The organism is Caballeronia sp. SEWSISQ10-4 2 (genome assembly GCF_030464885.1).
Lineage (GTDB): Bacteria > Pseudomonadota > Gammaproteobacteria > Burkholderiales > Burkholderiaceae > Caballeronia.
The window spans coordinates 14,362-31,652 of the sequence record NZ_JALPRJ010000057.1 but is presented as its reverse complement, the minus strand read 5'-3'; the positions used below and the strand labels follow the sequence as shown (position 1 = coordinate 31,652).

At 61.6% G+C, this 17,291-nt stretch carries 16 protein-coding genes; 5 read left to right on the top strand and 11 right to left on the bottom strand.

The genetic code is table 11. From position 1 onward, the window contains the following. Nucleotides 1-2 precede the first annotated feature (2 nt). The 7 genes from M0D69_RS30715 to M0D69_RS30685 all read right to left on the bottom strand — a co-directional run bounded on the left by M0D69_RS30715 (nt 3) and on the right by M0D69_RS30685 (nt 7,843). Nucleotides 3-995 carry a glycosyltransferase family 2 protein gene (locus M0D69_RS30715; RefSeq protein WP_301785615.1) on the bottom strand — a complete coding sequence of 331 codons (993 nt, stop codon included), beginning with the start codon at nt 993-995 and terminating at the stop codon, nt 3-5. A gap of 10 nt (nt 996-1,005) precedes the next feature. Beyond that, complete coding sequence (locus M0D69_RS30710; RefSeq protein WP_301785614.1) at nt 1,006-2,574, bottom strand: DHA2 family efflux MFS transporter permease subunit; 1,569 nt, start codon at nt 2,572-2,574, stop codon at nt 1,006-1,008. A 77-nt stretch (nt 2,575-2,651) separates the two neighbouring features. After that, nucleotides 2,652-3,914 carry a glycosyltransferase gene (locus M0D69_RS30705; protein ID WP_301785613.1) on the bottom strand — a complete coding sequence of 421 codons (1,263 nt, stop codon included), beginning with the start codon at nt 3,912-3,914 and terminating at the stop codon, nt 2,652-2,654. Between the two features lie 17 nt (nt 3,915-3,931). Further along, on the bottom strand, nt 3,932-4,498 hold the full coding sequence (locus tag M0D69_RS30700; RefSeq protein ID WP_301785612.1) for an isoprenylcysteine carboxylmethyltransferase family protein: 567 nt from the start codon (nt 4,496-4,498) through the stop codon (nt 3,932-3,934). Continuing rightward, nucleotides 4,495-5,421: an alpha/beta fold hydrolase gene (locus tag M0D69_RS30695; protein ID WP_301785611.1), complete on the bottom strand. Its 927-nt coding sequence runs from the start codon at nt 5,419-5,421 to the stop codon at nt 4,495-4,497. The genes M0D69_RS30700 and M0D69_RS30695 overlap by 4 nt, the downstream gene beginning before the upstream one ends. Nucleotides 5,422-5,856: 435 nt before the next feature. Next, nucleotides 5,857-6,651, bottom strand: a complete 795-nt coding sequence (locus tag M0D69_RS30690; protein ID WP_301785610.1) for an SDR family oxidoreductase — start codon at nt 6,649-6,651, stop codon at nt 5,857-5,859. 10 nt (nt 6,652-6,661) lie between these two features. Continuing rightward, the gene (locus tag M0D69_RS30685) at nt 6,662-7,843 is read right to left on the bottom strand and encodes an alkene reductase (RefSeq protein ID WP_301785609.1); all 1,182 of its coding nucleotides are present in this window, start codon (nt 7,841-7,843) and stop codon (nt 6,662-6,664) included. A gap of 104 nt (nt 7,844-7,947) precedes the next feature. On the opposite strand from M0D69_RS30685, the gene M0D69_RS30680 reads away from it, so the two are divergent. After that, nucleotides 7,948-8,880, top strand: a complete 933-nt coding sequence (locus M0D69_RS30680) for a LysR family transcriptional regulator (protein WP_301785608.1) — start codon at nt 7,948-7,950, stop codon at nt 8,878-8,880. Between the two features lie 33 nt (nt 8,881-8,913). Here the strand turns inward: M0D69_RS30680 and M0D69_RS30675 are convergent, their stop codons facing one another. The 3 genes from M0D69_RS30675 to M0D69_RS30665 are packed head-to-tail and all read right to left on the bottom strand — an operon-like array spanning nt 8,914 to nt 11,311. Continuing rightward, nucleotides 8,914-9,966 carry an SDR family oxidoreductase gene (locus tag M0D69_RS30675; RefSeq protein ID WP_301785607.1) on the bottom strand — a complete coding sequence of 351 codons (1,053 nt, stop codon included), beginning with the start codon at nt 9,964-9,966 and terminating at the stop codon, nt 8,914-8,916. Nucleotides 9,967-9,999: 33 nt separating this feature from the next. Next, nucleotides 10,000-10,713, bottom strand: coding sequence for an SDR family oxidoreductase (locus M0D69_RS30670; protein ID WP_301785606.1), 714 nt, complete (start codon nt 10,711-10,713; stop codon nt 10,000-10,002). 43 nt (nt 10,714-10,756) lie between these two features. Further along, nucleotides 10,757-11,311, bottom strand: a complete 555-nt coding sequence (locus tag M0D69_RS30665; protein WP_301785605.1) for an ester cyclase — start codon at nt 11,309-11,311, stop codon at nt 10,757-10,759. A 139-nt stretch (nt 11,312-11,450) separates the two neighbouring features. Between M0D69_RS30665 and M0D69_RS30660 the strand changes: the two genes are divergently transcribed. Beyond that, nucleotides 11,451-12,365: a LysR family transcriptional regulator gene (locus tag M0D69_RS30660; protein ID WP_301785604.1), complete on the top strand. Its 915-nt coding sequence runs from the start codon at nt 11,451-11,453 to the stop codon at nt 12,363-12,365. Nucleotides 12,366-12,386: 21 nt separating this feature from the next. Here M0D69_RS30660 and M0D69_RS30655 read toward each other — a convergent pair whose 3' ends face one another. Then, nucleotides 12,387-13,259 carry an AraC family transcriptional regulator gene (locus tag M0D69_RS30655; RefSeq protein ID WP_301785603.1) on the bottom strand — a complete coding sequence of 291 codons (873 nt, stop codon included), beginning with the start codon at nt 13,257-13,259 and terminating at the stop codon, nt 12,387-12,389. Nucleotides 13,260-13,434: 175 nt separating this feature from the next. Between M0D69_RS30655 and M0D69_RS30650 the strand changes: the two genes are divergently transcribed. From M0D69_RS30650 to M0D69_RS30640, 3 genes are read left to right on the top strand one after another with little or no spacing between them, the layout of a single operon-like run. Further along, nucleotides 13,435-14,994 carry a sugar ABC transporter ATP-binding protein gene (locus M0D69_RS30650; RefSeq protein WP_301785602.1) on the top strand — a complete coding sequence of 520 codons (1,560 nt, stop codon included), beginning with the start codon at nt 13,435-13,437 and terminating at the stop codon, nt 14,992-14,994. Between the two features lie 8 nt (nt 14,995-15,002). Next, nucleotides 15,003-16,142, top strand: coding sequence for an ABC transporter permease (locus tag M0D69_RS30645; RefSeq protein WP_301785601.1), 1,140 nt, complete (start codon nt 15,003-15,005; stop codon nt 16,140-16,142). A gap of 30 nt (nt 16,143-16,172) precedes the next feature. Next, the gene (locus M0D69_RS30640) at nt 16,173-17,279 is read left to right on the top strand and encodes a substrate-binding domain-containing protein (RefSeq protein ID WP_301785600.1); all 1,107 of its coding nucleotides are present in this window, start codon (nt 16,173-16,175) and stop codon (nt 17,277-17,279) included. The last annotated feature ends 12 nt before the right edge of the window (nt 17,280-17,291 follow it).

Below are 17,291 nucleotides of genomic sequence, written 5' to 3'. Positions count from 1 at the left end.
CCTTAGCCGCGCGCGATGCGTGCGGCGAGGCGCGGCCGCGTAGTTTCCAGCGGGCCGAGTCGCCCCAGCAGCCCGTCGACCAGACCGCAGCCGATACTCGATAACTTCGCGCGTTTGTCCGACTCGAACAGCGATATCTGCAAGACCTGCAGAAGCGTAATGAAATTAGGCACGAGGGCGACCGGAAAGGATTGAAAATACTTGAGGCTCAGGTGCATGCCATTGCGCGCCATGTAGTACCGGCGCATGGGCGGGTGATTCATTGACGTGACACCCAGTGGTCCCAGCCGATGTTCCCGCTTGTTGCCAATCCGATGCGAAAGCACGAGCTTCGGTTCGACATAAAACTGGACGCCACGCACCAGCGCGCGCATTGAATAGTCGGTGTCCACATGATCGATGAAGAGGGCTTCGGTGAAGGAGCCCAGCTGTTCATAAGCGAGCCGCGAGATGACAGATCCCGACGATATAAGGAACGAGCAAGGCTGCAAGGCGGCGCCTTCAGGGAACATCAGCGTGCGCACATAAAAGCCATTGCTGTAGAGCTGCGGCAGGAAGCGCCGGGCGTTTTCATCGTAGATTCTTGGTCCGATGGCGAATGCACGCGCGCCGAGCGCGGCGCACGCGGCGCGCATCACCGGAAAATAATCGACGCTCGTGTGCGAGTCCTGATCGAACAGCACGACGGCATCGAGACCTTGCGAGAATAGCCGTGCCAGCCCGCGGTTATAGGCCCCCGCAATCCCGCCGCGATTGCCGTTGAACACATAGTCGATGCCGTGATCGCCAAGCAAACCGACGTTGGCGGTGTTGGCGGCCGGCGAGTTGTCGACCGCAAGCAACACACCGCACCGTGCGCGCAGGTCAATCAGGTTGCGCAACTGCCCGGCCGTCGGTTTATAAAGCACCACCAGCGCGCCGAGCACGGGCGCTTCACAGGCCGCATGACTGGTCGCACTATCGGCTTTGAAAAGAATGACGTTTGTTGCGGACATGGGAAACGCCTCAGTGCCCGACCCGCGCGGCCGATATGCCGCGCCACGGTCTGGTAGTCCATATCAATACCGCCAGCGCCAGGCATACAAGGCTCGCAACGTAGAAGAGATCGTTGGTCGCCATCATGTATGCCTGCTGCTGTGCGACCTGGCGGATTGCAGCAAGATTGCGGTCGCCCGCGAGTCCCATGTTCTGCAAGGCGCGGGCAAACTGCCCCGTGCCGAGGGATTCGTGCGTGACCGACTGCGCCAGCGTGCCGTAATGATGCGCGGCACGGTTATCCCACCACGTGACGCTTAACGCCGTGCCGAGTGCTGCCGACAAGGTCCGTAGGAAATTCGACATGCCCGATGCTGCAGCGAGTTTTTCATCGGAGATGCGCGACAGGGTCACCGCGCTGAGCGGGATGAAAAAGCACGGCAGGCCGATGCCTTGAATGAACGTCGGCGTGACGATCTGCCAGAACGACATGCTCAGCGTGAAATGCGTGTCCCAGTAGAGCACGGCGAAGAACACGAGAAATCCGAACGACGTGACGAAGCGCGCGTCCAGCCGGTCAAGGAACACGCCGATCAACAGAGAGAACACGAGGGCGAGGATGCCTAGCGGCGCGACCGCCATACCCGTCTGCAAGGCCGTATAACCCATCACGGTTTGCATCCAGAGCGGAAAGATCACGCCGATGACGGAGAAGCTGACCATGCCGAGCGAGATGACGGCAACACCGAATGAAAACGCGCGATCGCGAAAGAGACTCAGGTCGATGACGGGATACGGCTCAGCCGACTCCCAGATCAGCAGCGACAGCAACGCGAGCGTGGCAATGATCGAGAGCGTGATGATCAGCGGCGAGTCGAACCAGCCGTGTTCGCGGCCAAGGTCCAGCACGCCTTGAAGCGCACCGACGCCGACCACGAGCAACGCTATGCCGACCAGATCCTTGGGCGGTTGTTTCAGGCTGGGCGGATCGCGCCGCAAGAGCGCCGTGCAGGCGGCGAACGCGAACAGTCCAATAGGAAGGTTGATGAAGAAGATCCAGGGCCAGGAAAACTGGTCGATGATCCAGCCGCCCAGCACCGGCCCGAAGATGGGTGCGAGCAGCACGGTCATGGCCCATAACGCGAGTGCGAATACCCGTTTCTCCGGCGGAAAGGAGCGCAACAGGATGGCTTGCGAGAGCGGCACCATCGGACCGGAGCACAGGCCTTGCATCGCTCGGCACACGACCAGCATCTCGAGGTTGCTCGCGATGCCGCACAGCAATGAGGTGAGCGTGAACAGCAGCACGGACCAGACGAACAGGCGGGCGTCGCCGAAGCGTTGCGACAGCCAGCCGGTCAACGGCACGGCGATCGCTGCTGCCACCGAATACGAACTGATCACCCAGGTCGCTTGAGCATTCGATACAGCGAGGCTCCCCGCAATCGACGGCACGGCAACGTTCGTCACAGTCGAATCGAGCACTTCGATAAACGTGGCGAGCGACAGTGCAAAGCTCAGAAGGGCCAGCCATGCCCCGCGCAACGGCGCTGCGCGGGGTTCGACGCTTTCAGGGACATCGCTGCTCAAGGTGTTCATGGAGGCCGGGGCTGTTCACGTAGGGAAGGGTTGCGTACTAGGCCTATGCGAGCCTCCATGCGAGGCTCCGCGAGCGCTCAGGCCGCGCGTTGGGCGCCGAGCCATGCAACGTCTTCGATATACCGTGCCGCCATATCGCACGCGTTGGGAGACCTGTCGAGAAGCCGCCGGGAGTGCGCGCAATACCGCGCGACCTGCGGGTCCGTGGTCACGCGCTTGATTGCCGTTGCGAGTGCCCGGCCGCTCGCGGGACCGTCGATGCGCAGTCCGCAACCGCTTTTCGCCACGCGCTGCGCGTTGTCGAACTGATCGTGCGCAAATGGCGTGACGACCTGTGGAATACCCGCCGCGAATGCGAGCGCCGCTGTTCCTATGCCGCCGTGATGAACGATGGCCGCGCAGTGCGGCAGCAACGTGGACATCGGCACGTAGTCGCGGGCAAGCAGGTTGCTGTCGCCAGGCCAGCGGGCACGCGCCGCGCGGGAGAGCACGATTGCCCGAACGCCGGTGCGGCGCACGGCGTCATCCACCGCGTCGAAATACGCGCGCTGGTCGATCTGGGTCGAGCCCGGCGTGAAGACGACGGGCCGCGCGCCTGAAGCGAGAAACGATCTCAGTTCGTCATCGATAGCGGGCGTCGAGACATCGTTGAATAGCGGAAAGCCGGCCATGAAGTGATAACGCGGCCAGTCCGGCTGGGCCGGGGCGAACCAGTCAGGGAACAGGCACAACACGCCGTCCGGCGAGTGCAGCCACTGGCCGAGGATGCGGCTTGCCGGCGGCAGTCCGAGCGTCGCCCGCACGTTGTTGAGCGCGGGACCACAGGCCTTGTCGAGCACACTCGTCTCGATCAGCGCGAGGCACTTTGCTCGTACGGCGCGCGGCAGCCACATGGGCACGGTGAGGCGCTTATGGGTCGGTGGCGCGCTCGCGGAGAGCAGGGTGGAGGGCGAGACCTGCACCGATACATACGGCGTGCCGTGCACTTCCTGCATGAGCCGCGCGGCGAACGCCCAGAGCGAGCCTACGAGCACGGTATCGGGTGTCGTGAGTGCCGCGAGCGCATCGAAGTGAGGACGAATGGACGGTGCGATCAGGTTCCACAGCGTCTTGAACGATGTGCGCGGATCCCACAGCGCCGGGTTCGACATCGCCCGTGAGTACTCGTCCCAAGTGCCGATCGGCACGAACACAAAACCGTTGTCCTCGGCCAGTTCCGCAAACTGCGGATGAGTGCAAAACACGATGCGATGCCCGCGTTGAGCAAGCGTGCGCGCAATGCCGATGAACGGATGGACGTCGCCCGCCGATCCAATTGCGGTAATGATGATCTGTGTCATTTAAATGTCTCTCTCGCTTAATACAGCCAGGGCACGAGCGCGCGAACTTCGCGGCGATATGTGCGATACGGGTCGCCGAAATAGTCCGAGAGCCATCGTTCTTCAACCCGCACTTTGTAGGCGAGCGATGCGAAGATCAGCGCGAAGCCGATGACGCCGCGCGGCTCCGCGCAGACGAGGGCGGAACCTGCGATGGCCAGGAGGCAGCCGGAATAAATAGGATGACGGACGAGGGCATAGGGGCCGCTGCGCACGAGTTCGTGCCCGTCCTTCAGCGTGACCGATACGCTCCAGTTGGAGCCGAGATGGCGGCGTCCCCAAACAGAAAACAATAGCCCGGCGACAACCACGGCAAGGCCGAACCATTGCAGCAGATCGAAGCTGACATTGGCGCTATTCCATGAAGCCGAAGCGTCCGGCCATACGATCAGCAAGCAGCCCACGATAAGTGGAATGGACTGCAACGTACGCGAAAGCCGGTCTTCCCGCTTGACGGTCTGCTTGGCCCAGGACGAAGCTTTCATCCAGTAAGCAAGCCACGCGGCCCAGGGCAACAGGATGGCAATCGAATGGTAAACGGTCATTTTCCGCTCCCGAGATCGAGCTTCATCTCTGTGCTCGCAAACGTTTGCGCAAGCGCCGGCAGAACGGTTGCCTCGGCGCGCGGCTGCTCGCCAGCCCGGCCTGTACCGAAGAAATCGAGCAATTCTTCGCGCATGGCCGCTGCCTGAGCCCGCCCTTCAAGTTCGAGGAAATGGCCGGTATCCGGCACGCTGACGAATTGCACGTGTCCGATATAACGCGCGAGAGTCCGGATATCCTGCGTGGTCGTGTATTCATCGAGTTCGCCATTCACGAACTTGATCCGGCTCTTTATATTCACGAGCTTATCGACATAACTTTCCGGCCGGAGTGCGAGGATCTGCTCGGCATGAAACGCGACCTGAGCTTGTTGTTCCTCGGGTAAGCCCGTGAGGTAGCGATAATTCAAGAGTTTCAAGATGCGTGGCAGATGCTTTCCGACTGTATCGTTGAGCAAATGGGCGGCTTGAAGATTTTCGCCGACATTCAGATGATCGCGTGCACGGGTGACATAATCGATCATGGCGCCATTCAGGAAAGGCGAGAATGAACCAATCACAGCGCGTTCTACGCTCGTTTTTTCGTGCGATAACGCCAGAAGCGACGCTAAACCGCCCCACGAGACGGAATATAGGAATTTCGGCTGAAACCATCGAATAACGTGCAGGAGAATCTCGACCTCGTCGTCCTTGGTCAAGGTAACTTCTCGCGGATTGTGCTGTCGGGACTGGCCGGCGTAAGGCAGGTCGAAGCAAACGACGTTATAGCGTTCGCTTAGATACTTGATTGTTTGACCGAATGAAGCGGTGGTTGCCAGCGCGCCGTTAACTAGAATGACGTTGTCTCGTCCTTCTGCAAAAACATGCTGCTCGGCCTGCACATGAAGCGAATTGGGTAAACGGAGTACGGTCTTCCTGATAGACATAAAAACCCCCGAACGTGCTCGGAAAATGGAATATTGTTATTTGGGTGGTCGTGTCCACGGCTTCGCCGGACATTGCCAGCGGCGAATGTCATTAGCGAAGAAGTGGTTTTTCTGATTGCGCAGGCATACTGAAGCCTGTGCATAAGATATGATATGAAGAATAGAAAAATAAATAAAAAATAAAAAATATTTACATATTGTATCGGTCACTTTTGTTAAGGATTGGTAATGTAACGTCGCTTATCCCTTTAGAAATAAGGGATGGATCTATTATGAAGTTTGGTGAAGCGGCGTGGTGAAGATAAGCGCTGGGCTGATCGGTCGGTTTAAGGGCCGGGATTAAAGCGCAAGCGACCGGGGCAGCCGCAAGACAAGAATGGAAATGTAGAAAAAGCGGGAGCGCGCCTTGCACGCTCCACGTGCAATCAAAACCGTTCAGCCGTGGAGTCCCATTTTCCCCGACGCCATCGCCGCGATCCGGACAACAAGCGCTCTAGGAAGCAATCGCGACAGCCAGGTCGCGACTCGTACGCTTGGTCGTCCCGGGTAGGCGACGGCTTTCCTCCGGTCGAACGCTCCGAGCGTTTTGTTAACTACGGATTCCGAACTATCCATGTCCTTGGCCGAAACATCGGTCGATACCCCGTCGAAGAAACTCGTTGCCGTTGGCCCCGGGCAAGCCGCCATCACATGAACACCGGTGCCGGCCAGCTCGTATTGCAGGGCCTCGCTGAAGGAGAGCACAAATGCCTTGGTCGCGGCGTAGGTGGCCATGTAAGGAAGCGGCTGGAAGCTGGCGTTCGATGCCAGGTTGATGATGCCGCCGCTGCCACGCTTTGTCATCGCGCTGCCAAGCAGGTGGCTGAGCGCGACCGGCACATGGACGTTCACCTGGATCTCAGCGTGTTTCTTCTTGAGATCGTGTGAGAGGAAGCTGCCGGTCAGGCCAAGCCCTGCGTTGTTCACCAGCAGGTCGACCTGAATGCCGCGTCGTTCGACTTCCTCACTAATGTGAAGGGCTGCGTCAGGATGGGCTAGGTCGACGCTAAGCGCGACGGATTGCATGCCGTACCGGGCAGTCAGGTCCTGCGCCAGCGTTTGCAAGGTATCCCCAGACCGGGCCACCAGCACGAGATTCATTCCACGCGCGGCAAGTGCTTCAGCGAAGGTTTTTCCGAGTCCTTTCGATGCCCCTGTAATGAGGGCGGTCGAGCCACGATAAACAAACATGTCCTGCTCCCTATAGCGATGAATGTGTGCTGGCGTCGCGTACCGTTTGATGACTGGCCTCAACTGAGACTTCTGCCTCCGGCAAAGCGGGATAGTCGGTGTAGCCGCGCTCATCGCCACCAAACAGCGTGCTGCTGTCGAAGGCGGCGAGCGGCAGGCCCTCGGCAAGCCGGCGCGGAAAGTCGGGGTTGGCCACGAAGGGCCGGGCGAAGGCAACCAGGTCGGCATAACCTCTGGACAGCACCCACTTGGCGCGCGCCTCGTCGTATTTGCCGGCCACAATGATCGGCCGCGTGAACCGGGTACGGAGGGCCTGGCGGAATTCCTCAGTGAACGGCGGTGCGTCGTCCCAGTCCGCTTCAACCAGATGCAGATAAGCGATGCCGCGTGCCTGAAGGAATTCGGCGGCTTCGAGGATCGTTGGCAGGATGTCGGGGCAGTTCATGCCACGCGCGGTCAGGAACGGGGCGAGGCGAATCGCGGTGCGATCGGCGCCGATCTCATCCGCTACCTCATTAACGACTTCCTTGAGAAAGCGCAGGCGGTTCTCACGCGAACCACCGTATTCGTCGGTGCGAAGATTGGACGTCGTACGCAGGAACTGGTCGATGAGGTATCCGTTGGCGCCGTGAATTTCAACACCGTCGAAACCTGCCTCCATTGCATTGCGTGCGGCCCGGCGAAAATCCGCTACCACTCCTGCGATCTCGTCGCGGCCCAGCGCGCGCGGAGTGGGGCTGGCCATCATCGCGCCCACGCCGGTGGCCGGGTCGACCTTCCAGATCTGGCCGTCGAAAGGAACGGCGGACGGGGCCACCGGCAGTTGACCATTGTGGAAGTCCGGGTGGGACATGCGTCCCACGTGCCAGATCTGCGCGAAGATCCTGCCGCCGGCTGCGTGGACTGCATCGGTCGCGAGGCGCCATCCGGCGACCTGCTCGGGGCTATAGATACCAGGGGTAAAGGAGTACCCCTTGCCCTGCGGCGAGATCTGGGTGGCCTCGGTCACGATCAGCGCGGCGTTGGCGCGCTGCGCGTAATAGAGGGCGTTGAGTGCATTGGGCACATCGCCGGGCTGAGTGCTGCGCGCACGCGTCATGGGCGCCATGACAATGCGATGAGCGAGCGTGTGGCCGGCGACGACGGTCGGCGTGAAGAGAGGCGAAGCGAGTGGCGCGGCAGTAGTCGACATGATTGCGATCCAGGTTGGTTGACGATGTGGCCATTGTGCAAACCCCGATGCATTTTGATAACGGGTGTACGATTTGAAGCATTTTCAAAAAAAACGGAAATATCGTGGAGAACCTTGGCGACATCCGGCTTTTTGTGGAAACGGCGAATCTAGGCGGTCTGTCAGCAGCGGGGCGCAAGCTGGGGCTGTCGCCCGCCGCCGCAAGCGCACGGCTGGTGAAGCTGGAGTCGAGCCTGAATGCCCGGCTCTTTGAGCGCACGACGCGGCAGTTGCGGCTGACTGAAGAAGGCCGGATGTATCTCGCCCATTGTCAACAGGCCATTCAGGCGCTCGACGACGCGCGTGCAGCACTGCAGGCGGGTCGAAGTGTGGTTCGCGGCAAACTGAGGGTGTCGGCGACGTCGGATTTCGGCCGTCATGTCCTCAAGGGCTGGCTCGACGAATTCAATGTCCTGTATCCCGAGGTCACGTTTGCTTTGGCGTTGTCGGATTCCTTGTCGAACCTGGTACAGGACGACATCGACCTTGTCATCCGCTTCGGCGTGCCGCCGGATAGTTCACTCGTTGCCCGCCGTCTGGCGCCGAACCGGCGCGTGCTGTGCGCATCGCCGGAGTATTTGAAAATACATGGCATTCCTGAGCATCCCCGGGATCTCGAGCGCTTCGACTACATCGTGCTCAGCTCGGCGTCCGGGTCTGCGAATGAATGGCGATTCAGCCGCGGCAGCGAGACGGAGACCTTTACCGTCCCTCTTGAACGTGCGCGCGAAACCAATGACGGCGCGCTCGCACGCGAGTGGGCCGTCGGCGGTTACGGCATCGTGATGAAGTCGGTGTGGGATATCGGGGCAGACTTGCGAGCGGGGCGGCTGAATATCCTGATGCCGGAATGGCGTTCTCCCGATGTCCCCGTGCACGCCTTGTATCAACGTAGCCGATACATGGCGCCACGCGTGCGTGCGCTGCTCGACTTCCTGATCGAGCGTTTCGCTACGGTATCCGGTGACCTGAAGGCGTATCTCGATCCGGCGCGCTGAAGTCGGGTGCTCGCGGGGTCGATGATCCACACCTCAGGGAATCGCCTTGCGGGCGCGGAACTCGTCGAACAGACGCAGGAACATGGCGGTGCTGTCCACCATGTCGTGGAAACCCGCCTGGCGAATCTTCGTCGTGCTGGTGATCACGTCCCAGTCGCAGCGGAAGATGAAGTCGCCGAAGCCCCAGGCCGCTACCTGCTCATACGGCACCGGTGCAAGGCCGTATTTCGCCGTCATGCGTTCCCACAGTGGCCCCTTGTCGGCCATGTACGTGCTCAGGTTCAGCGTCTGGGGTTCTGCCAGCGGCATGTCGAAGTATCGAGCAATAGCAGGCCATAGCTGGTTCCAGCGGAACAGATCGCTATTGGTGAGGTTGTAGCTTTCGCCGCCGGGTGCCTGCGTGACGGCCCACACTGAGCCGCGCGCGAGCTGCGCGGCGTCGGTGACCTGGGCGAGCTTGCCGTAGCACTCAACCGTGCCGGGAAAGCGCAGCGGAAGTCCAAGCTCTTTGCTGATCGATGCGTAGACCGCGATCAGCATGGAGAGATTCATCGGATTGCCGAGCGCGAAACCGCACACCACGTCGGGACGCAGTACCGTTGCATCCCAGCGTTTGCCCTCAGCCTCGGCGAGCAGCCAGTCCTGCATGTCGTAGTAAAAATCGGGCGGCATGTGGCGCGGGTCGTCCTCGCGCGCCGGAGTGGTGAAGCTGCCCAGATGCGCACCGTAGTACTTCGCGCCCTGATACAGCGCGACCCGCTGCAACGCGGGCGACGCGGCCTGCACCGTGTCCACGAGGTTACGCAGCATGCCGAGATTGGCGTCGATCAGCGCTTGCGGTGTGGGCTGTTCCTGATAAGCGGCATGAAAAATGTGGGTCACATCGGTGAGGCCGCCTAGCTTGGCCTGGACGTCGGCGGGGTCCAGCAGATCGACCGCGATGTAGGGAGCCGGCGCCTCGGCAGAGGGTGTACGCCGCGACAATCCAATCACTTCCCAGTCTGGCAAGGTTGCCAGATGCTCCACCAGTTGCAGGCCGATGACGCCAAGGCCACCGGAGACCAGTGCTTTGTATTTCGTGCTCATGGGTGTTGATTCCTGTAGTAGTCAGCCGACGAGTCAGACGATCGCACCGCCGCCGTCCACCAGCACGGTGGACCCTGTTGCATACGGCGTGCTCGCGAGATAGACGATGGCGTTGGCGACGTCTTCCGGCTGGCCGACCCGTCTTGCGGGCAAGCGTGCGGCAGCGCCCTGGTACATGCTTTGGCGAGCCTGCTCACCGAGCTTCGACCACAGCGGCGTCGCGATCAACCCCGGTGATACGGTGTTCACCCGCACCGGCGACAACTCCAGCGCGAGGCCTCGGGCCAGCGCTTCCAGCGCTGCATTGATTGAGCCTTGCAACACTGAGCTCTTGCTGGGACGTACGCTGAGAAAACCGGAGACCAGCGTCAACGAGCCGCCTTCCGAAATATTCGCTGCACGTGCCACGCGATACGCACCCCAGAACTTGCTGTTCATCGCGGCATAGGCGTCGCTTAGCGCGAGTTCGCGCACGGGACCACCGGGCGTTTGCGCGGCCGAGATCACCACGTGATCGAAGCGTCCGGCCTTGGCGAAAAAGGCTTCCACGGAGGCTTCATCGGTGGTGTCCAGCACGGCGGTGCGGACGGCCGCACCTATATCTGCCGCAACGGCGTCCAGCTTCGCCTGGTTACGCGAGGCGATGGTGACCTCGGCGCCTAGCGCGGCGAAGGCCTTCGCGGCAGCGGCGCCAATGCCTGAGCTTCCGCCCACGATTAATACGGTTTGCGATTCGAACTTGTTCATGATGTCGACTCCTTGCGGTGTGTTTCGAGTTGTATAGCTATCCTTACTTTGCAACGATGCCTAGCTGTTGCAAGAAGGTCAGGTTATCTTCCAGATGCCAGTTCTCGGCAATGCGACCATCGGCGACCCTATAGATGTCGGTGGCGATGAAGTCGATTGGCTGGCCCTTGCCCTGCACGTTCTTGAACGTTCCCGTGAAGTGGCCGGTGAAGTGCAGGTGCGAAACCACTCTATCCCCGGCCACGATCATTTGCTCGACGTCGCAATGAATGTCAGGGATGGCGGCGTGCACCATTTTCGATGCCGCCAGTGGGCCGTCGATGCCTTGCGGCCGGCCGGGCGGGAGCGTTCGATCGATAAATGCGGGGCTGAGAGCGATGCGGGCCAGTGCTTCGTCGCCGGTGGACCAGAAGGTGTCATAGCGGCGCGCGGCCAGGATTTGCGCGGCAATCTGCGCCTTAGGCAGTCCATGGCCGACGATGACCGTGGCGGGCTTGACGAGCGTTTCGGTTGCAGCGAGCGCGGGGACGGCGGCGCCAAAAGCCACGAGGGCAAGCGCGAAAGAACCTATACGGCTTCTAAAGAGCGAGGAAGACATTGGATTTCCTTATAGAGGCATTGCGTTGGAGACGAACGTGCAGTCAAAGCGGCCACCACGCTGAAGTTCTTATGCTAGCTTTCCGTTTTCCGATGGAATACGGTGTCTTCAGAGATGCATCCTCTCCAAATCGTGAAGAATGATTGTCACCATGATCGATAACCTGCCCAACCTCGTTGCTTTCGCGCGTGTCGTTTCAGCCGGCAGCTTGTCTGCGGCGGCGCGGGAACTCGACTTGTCGCTGGCGGTGATCAGCAAGCGGCTTGCACAGCTCGAGGAGAGCCTTGGCGTGCGGTTGATCCAGCGCACTACGCGCCGGCAGACGCTGACCGAGGAGGGTGTGCTGTTCCATCAGCAGGTCCTTCGGATCCTTGCTGAGGTCGAGCAGGCCGAGACGCTGATGTCGCGCAGGCGCGAGGCGGTGAGCGGCTTGTTGAGAGTGAGCGCGCCGGGCGCGCTGGGACGTCAGTGGATCGCGCCGATCATGGCGGATTTCCAGCAGCTTCATCCGCAATTGACGGTGCAACTGGACCTGACCGATGTGGTCGTCGACCTGCTCGACAGCAGCCTGGACATGGCGGTGCGCTTCGGCAGTCTCGCCGACTCTTCGATGATCGCGCGCCCCCTCGCGCCGAACTATCGCGTGTTATGCGCGGCGCCGGCTTATATCGAGCGATACGGCGCACCGGCCCAGCCCGACGATCTCAGCCGCCACCGTTGCATTCTGATTGGCGACCAGCCACGGGCCGAATGGCGCTTCGGGGGCAACGACAGCATCGGGGTGCGGGTCGCGGGTTCGTTGATCACGAACGATGGCGCTGCAGCTCACGCCTGGGCGTTGCATGGTGTCGGCATTGCGCTGAAGTCGATCTGGGACGTCGGCGACGACATCGCGGCAGGCCGACTGCAGCGCATCTTGCCCGGGTACTCCATGCCGGCCGCGCCGCTGCATGCGCTCTATCCGCATAGCCGGCACCTCGCGCCGCGCGTGCGTGTTTTTGTCGAGTTCCTGGGGCAACGCTTGCGCGAGGCATGGCGCTGGGACAAGCGTTGAAGAGGACATCAGCAGGCCCGCTTAAACCTCGCTCTCGGCGCGACTTCCCATCGCATTGTTCGGAATGAACGTTCCGTTCAGGAAGTCGCGTGTGTAAGAGCTCGGGGTCTTGCCCGTGAACGAAGAAAAGGCCAGCGTAAAAGCGGCCACGCTGTTGAAGCCCACCTCGAGCGCAGTCTGCGTGACGGACAGTCGCTTACGGGTCATCAGTTCGATCGCGCGCGCCATGCGCAATTCCTGCAAGAAGCGGCGCCAGCTCATTCCGAGCTCGTCCTGGAAGTATCGGCGCAACGTGCGCACCGACGTGCCAGCCGCTTCTGCCGCCAGTTCAATCGTCGCGGAGTCCAGCCGGGTGCGCGTATAAGCGATGGCGCGCTTGAGCACGGGTGACTCGCCGAAGGGAATCCACATCATCCGCGAGCACTCGAACCAGTCCTTGCACAAGAGGCCCAGTGCCTGGAAGTAGGCATTGGCCACGGCATCGTCGGCGGCGCGTTCAGGTCCCCAACGCAGCGCATAACCGAACATCTCGCGCGCGAGGCCGCTGACCGGCGCCGCCCAACAGCCTTCGTGCTGCCACACCGTATGTTGCGCGCCAAGGTGCGCCACGACCACAACCGCATCGGCGCTGGTGTAGAGCCGGTACGGCCGGCTATGCGGAATAAACACCATATGCGCGGGCAGCAACAACCACTGGCCATGCGGGCCTTCGAGTTTCAAACGGCCTTGCTCGACGCACAGGATCTTGTTCTTCGGATCGCCGCGCGAGCCGATCACCGCTTTGCCCGGCTCGACGCGTTCGACACATTCCGGCAGTGGATCGCTGCAGCGAAACGGGTTCACGGGGTCGTCTTCAGGCATCACCCAGTCGATGAGTTCGTCGCTAGTTTTCATGCTGTCTCGCTCCATTCCTCAGCTTTTTGCATCCAGTCGACGCTGGCCGTATTTCGATGTTGGGCTGGCCGATTTCCGATAGGCGGCCGCTAAAACCTCGTCCAATAATAGTAAAAACAAAAAAACAGGTTAGCAAACACTAAATTCGGCCAACGGACGATTGATGGAGTGAGACATGTTTACAACGATGCAAGGCGCGTCCGGCCAAGGCGCGGCGCCGCGTATTCCGGTGCTCGCCGTGCGAGGCGTCGGCAAGCGCTTCAACGGCGTGACAGCGCTCGAGGACGTGAGTTTCGATGTCGCCGCCGGTGAGATCGTCGCGCTGCTCGGCGAGAACGGCGCGGGCAAATCAACGCTGATCAAGATACTGGCCGGCGTGCATGCGCCGTCGAGCGGCACGCTGCTGTTTCGCGGTACGCCGACCGATGCGCGCGCCATGCGCGGCCGCGTCGCGTTCGTGCATCAGGATCTTGGGCTCGTCGACTGGATGACAGTCGCCGAGAATATCGCGCTCGCGACTACTTATGCGAAGCGGCGCGGCCTGATTTCGTGGCGGTCGGTGCGTGCGGCTGCCGAGGCGGCGTTGTCGCTGGTGGGCGGTGACATCGATCCCGAGCACCGTGTGTTCACGTTGTCGCGCGCGGAGAAATCGCTGGTGGCGATTGCGCGCGGATTGTCGAGCCGTGCCGATCTGCTGGTGCTCGACGAACCGACAGCGAGCCTGCCCGAGAGTGAAGTGCAGCGCCTGCATCGCGTACTGCTGGGTCTGCGTGAGCAAGGTGTGGCGATGATCTACGTATCGCATCGGCTCGACGAAGTGTTCGCGTTATCAGACCGCATTGTTGTCCTGCGCGATGGCAGGCGCGTCGCGGAACAGACAACGGCGGACACCGCGCCTGCCGAGTTGATTCGCCATATTGTCGGGCGTGAACCTGACTCGGTATTTGTACGGCCACCGGCACCGGGCGCTGCGCCCATCGCGTTATCGGTGCGCAGGCTGCACACGGAAGAAGCCGGTCCGCTCAACTTCGATGTCCGTCGCGGCGAGATCCTCGGACTGGTCGGTTTGCGCGGCGCGGGACACGACTCGCTCGGCAAGGCGCTGTTCGGTGCGGCGCCGATCCTGTCGGGGACGGTGCTGCTCAATGGCGAGCAAGTCGACTTGTCATCGCCCGGCGCGGCCGTGGCGAATGGCCTGTGCCTGGTGGCCGGCGACCGTTACGGCGAGTCGATAGGCCCAGGCCTCAGCGTCCGCGAGAACCTCTTTCTCAATCCTCGCGCGAGTGGCCGCAAAGGGCTGCACATGCGCTCGGCGGCTAGCGAAACCGACGAAGCGCTGGCGCTTGGACGACGCGTTGCGTTGCGCCCGAACGATCCGGCGGCGCTGATCGAAACACTCTCCGGCGGCAATCAGCAGAAGGTCGTGATCGCGCGCTGGCTGCGCATTGGCGCACATGTGCTGATTCTCGAGGACCCCACCGCAGGTGTCGATATTGGCGCGAAGGCGGAAATTTATCGGCTGCTTGGCGAGGCGGTGCGCACCGGTATGGCGGTGGTGCTGATCTCGTCGGACTTTGAGGAGACCGCTCAGATCTGTCATCGCGCGCTGGTATTTCGTGCGGGCACGATTGCTCGTGAGTTGCCGCTTGAACAGCTTAGCGTGTCGGAGTTGCTGCATTGTGCATCGCTCGACTATGGCGTGACTTGCGCCGCCGCCATTCCCCTTACTGCCTGAGGTACTCCATGCAATCGCTCAAATCCAACGCGCTCGAGCCGACGCGCCGTGAACTGGCCGGCCTCTCGCCTTTCTCCCGCTTCGTACGTCTGTTGCCGGTGTTCGGCTTGCCGATCCTTACGCTTCTATTGATCGCGCTGTTCTCGCTGATCCTGCCCGACACGTTTCCCACCTTGCTGAACGTGCGCTCCATCGTCGGCGACAAATCGATCATCGCGATCCTCGCACTCGCCGCGATGATTCCAATGGCTACTGGCCGCATCGACCTGACGGTCGGCTACGGCATCGTGCTGTGGCACATCCTCGCCATCAGCTTGCAGACGTCCTACGGGATCGACTGGCGGGTTGCAGTGGTAGTCGTCCTTGCGCTGGGTGCGCTGCTCGGCCTGCTCAACGGCTTGCTGGTGGAGGTCGCGCAAATCGATTCGTTCATCGCCACGCTGGGGACGGGCACCGTGCTGTACGCCACCGCGATGTGGCATACAGGCGGACGTCAGGTCATCGGCACATTGCCCGACGCGTTCACCTCCATTTTCACGACCTCGTTGTTCGGACTACCAATCGCGGCGACGTACGTGATCGTGATCGCGGTCGTGCTGTGGCTCGCCTCCGACTATCTGCCGATCGGCCGTTACCTCTACGCGATCGGTGCGAACCCGCGTGCAGCCGCGCTCAACGGCATCCCTGCACGCCGCTACGTGATCCTCGCGTTCGTCAGTTCGGGCGTGCTGACGGCCTTCGCCGGCATCGTGCTCGCGGCCAAGTTGCGCATCGGCCAGGCGAGTGTCGGACTCGATTTCCTGTTGCCCGCGCTGGTCGGCGCATTCCTGGGTTCCACCACGATCAAGCCTGGGAGGGTGAACGTCTGGGGCACGGTGTTCGGTGTGTCGATCCTGGCCGTCGGCATCGCGGGGATCCAGCAGCTTGGCGGCGACTTCTACGTCGAGCCGCTGTTCAACGGCGCCACGCTGCTTGTCGCAATCGGCATTGCGGGATATACGCAGCGCCGGCGCCGCAGTCCGCGCAAGCCGGTTCAAGGCGCGGCGCCCTCGACCGCGGCCACGCTGCCGAAGGAAACCAACGATGGATCGGCGGGCACGTTGTCCACACCGCCGTCGCGTACCGAACGCACCGAACGCACCGAGTGAACGAGACTTATATAACCAACAGGAGACACCATGAAGCACCGCCTGATCACCCCCCTTTGTGTCGCGCTGGTTGCATCTTCCGCACTGAGCGCACATACAGACGACACCTTTCTTGCCGAAGCGAAGGCATACACCGAGGAGGCCACGAAGTCCGGCCAACCGTGGGGCGGCCCGACCACCGGCCCTACCGCGCAGCACGGCAAGACAATCGTGTTCGTATCGGCGGACCAACGCGACAGCGGACCGCGTGGCGTGGCTGAAGGCGTCAAGGAAGCGGCAAGCGCGATGGGCTGGACGTTTCGATTGATCGACGGTCAGGGTTCCATCTCCGGACGCTCGGCGGCGATGAACCAGGCTATCGCGCTCAAACCGGATGGCATCGTGCTCGGCAGTGTGGACGCGAGAGAGCAGGCGTCACTGATCCATCAGGCAGTGGCACGCGGTATCAAGATCGTGGGCTGGCATTCGCTGCCGAAGCCCGGACCCGCTCCGCAGGAAGGGTTCGTCACCAACCTCGCGACGGACCCGCTCGACGTGGCGAAAGCGGCGGTTATGTACGTCATCGCGCAGTCGAACGGCAAAGCGGGCGTGGTCATCTTCACGGACTCCACCTATGAGATCGCGACCGCCAAATCCAACGCAATGGCCGACCTGGTCAAGAAGTGCACCGGCTGCCAGTTGCTGAAGATAGAAGACACGCCGCTATCCGACACCGCGACGCGCCTGCCGCAACTCACTTCGACCATGCTGCAACGCTACGGCGCAAAGTGGACATGGGCGCTGACGATCAACGACTTGCCCTTCGATTTCATGTCGCCCGCGTTGCAGCAGGCTGGCTACAAGGGTTCAGGGCCGTTGCTTGGCGTCTCGGCGGGCAATGGCAGCGAGTCGGCGTTCCAGCGTATCCGCAACGGCGAATATCAGGCGGCTACCGTTGCCGAACCTGTTTCACTGCACGGCTGGCAGGCGGTCGACGAACTGAACCGCGCGTTTGACGCGGTGCCGGTGAGCGGCTATACGGCGCCGGTGCATCTGGTCACGGCGACCGATATTGCATTCGATGGGGGGAAGACGAATCGCTATGACCCGGACAATCACTATCGCGATGCGTATCGACGCATCTGGGGCGTGAAATAACAGCTCAGAAGT

Bases quoted from the DNA above. Each gene is read 5' to 3' on its own strand.
- M0D69_RS30715 (WP_301785615.1), bottom strand. From the start codon at position 995: ATGTCCGCAACAAACGTCATTCTTTTCAAAGCCGATAGTGCGACCAGT.
- M0D69_RS30710 (WP_301785614.1), bottom strand. From the start codon at position 2,574: ATGAACACCTTGAGCAGCGATGTCCCTGAAAGCGTCGAACCCCGCGCA.
- M0D69_RS30705 (WP_301785613.1), bottom strand. From the start codon at position 3,914: ATGACACAGATCATCATTACCGCAATTGGATCGGCGGGCGACGTCCAT.
- M0D69_RS30700 (WP_301785612.1), bottom strand. From the start codon at position 4,498: ATGACCGTTTACCATTCGATTGCCATCCTGTTGCCCTGGGCCGCGTGG.
- M0D69_RS30695 (WP_301785611.1), bottom strand. From the start codon at position 5,421: ATGTCTATCAGGAAGACCGTACTCCGTTTACCCAATTCGCTTCATGTG.
- M0D69_RS30690 (WP_301785610.1), bottom strand. From the start codon at position 6,651: ATGTTTGTTTATCGTGGCTCGACCGCCCTCATTACAGGGGCATCGAAA.
- M0D69_RS30685 (WP_301785609.1), bottom strand. From the start codon at position 7,843: ATGTCGACTACTGCCGCGCCACTCGCTTCGCCTCTCTTCACGCCGACC.
- M0D69_RS30675 (WP_301785607.1), bottom strand. From the start codon at position 9,966: ATGAGCACGAAATACAAAGCACTGGTCTCCGGTGGCCTTGGCGTCATC.
- M0D69_RS30670 (WP_301785606.1), bottom strand. From the start codon at position 10,713: ATGAACAAGTTCGAATCGCAAACCGTATTAATCGTGGGCGGAAGCTCA.
- M0D69_RS30665 (WP_301785605.1), bottom strand. From the start codon at position 11,311: ATGTCTTCCTCGCTCTTTAGAAGCCGTATAGGTTCTTTCGCGCTTGCC.
- M0D69_RS30660 (WP_301785604.1), top strand. From the start codon at position 11,451: ATGATTGTCACCATGATCGATAACCTGCCCAACCTCGTTGCTTTCGCG.
- M0D69_RS30655 (WP_301785603.1), bottom strand. From the start codon at position 13,259: ATGAAAACTAGCGACGAACTCATCGACTGGGTGATGCCTGAAGACGAC.
- M0D69_RS30650 (WP_301785602.1), top strand. From the start codon at position 13,435: ATGTTTACAACGATGCAAGGCGCGTCCGGCCAAGGCGCGGCGCCGCGT.
- M0D69_RS30645 (WP_301785601.1), top strand. From the start codon at position 15,003: ATGCAATCGCTCAAATCCAACGCGCTCGAGCCGACGCGCCGTGAACTG.
- M0D69_RS30640 (WP_301785600.1), top strand. From the start codon at position 16,173: ATGAAGCACCGCCTGATCACCCCCCTTTGTGTCGCGCTGGTTGCATCT.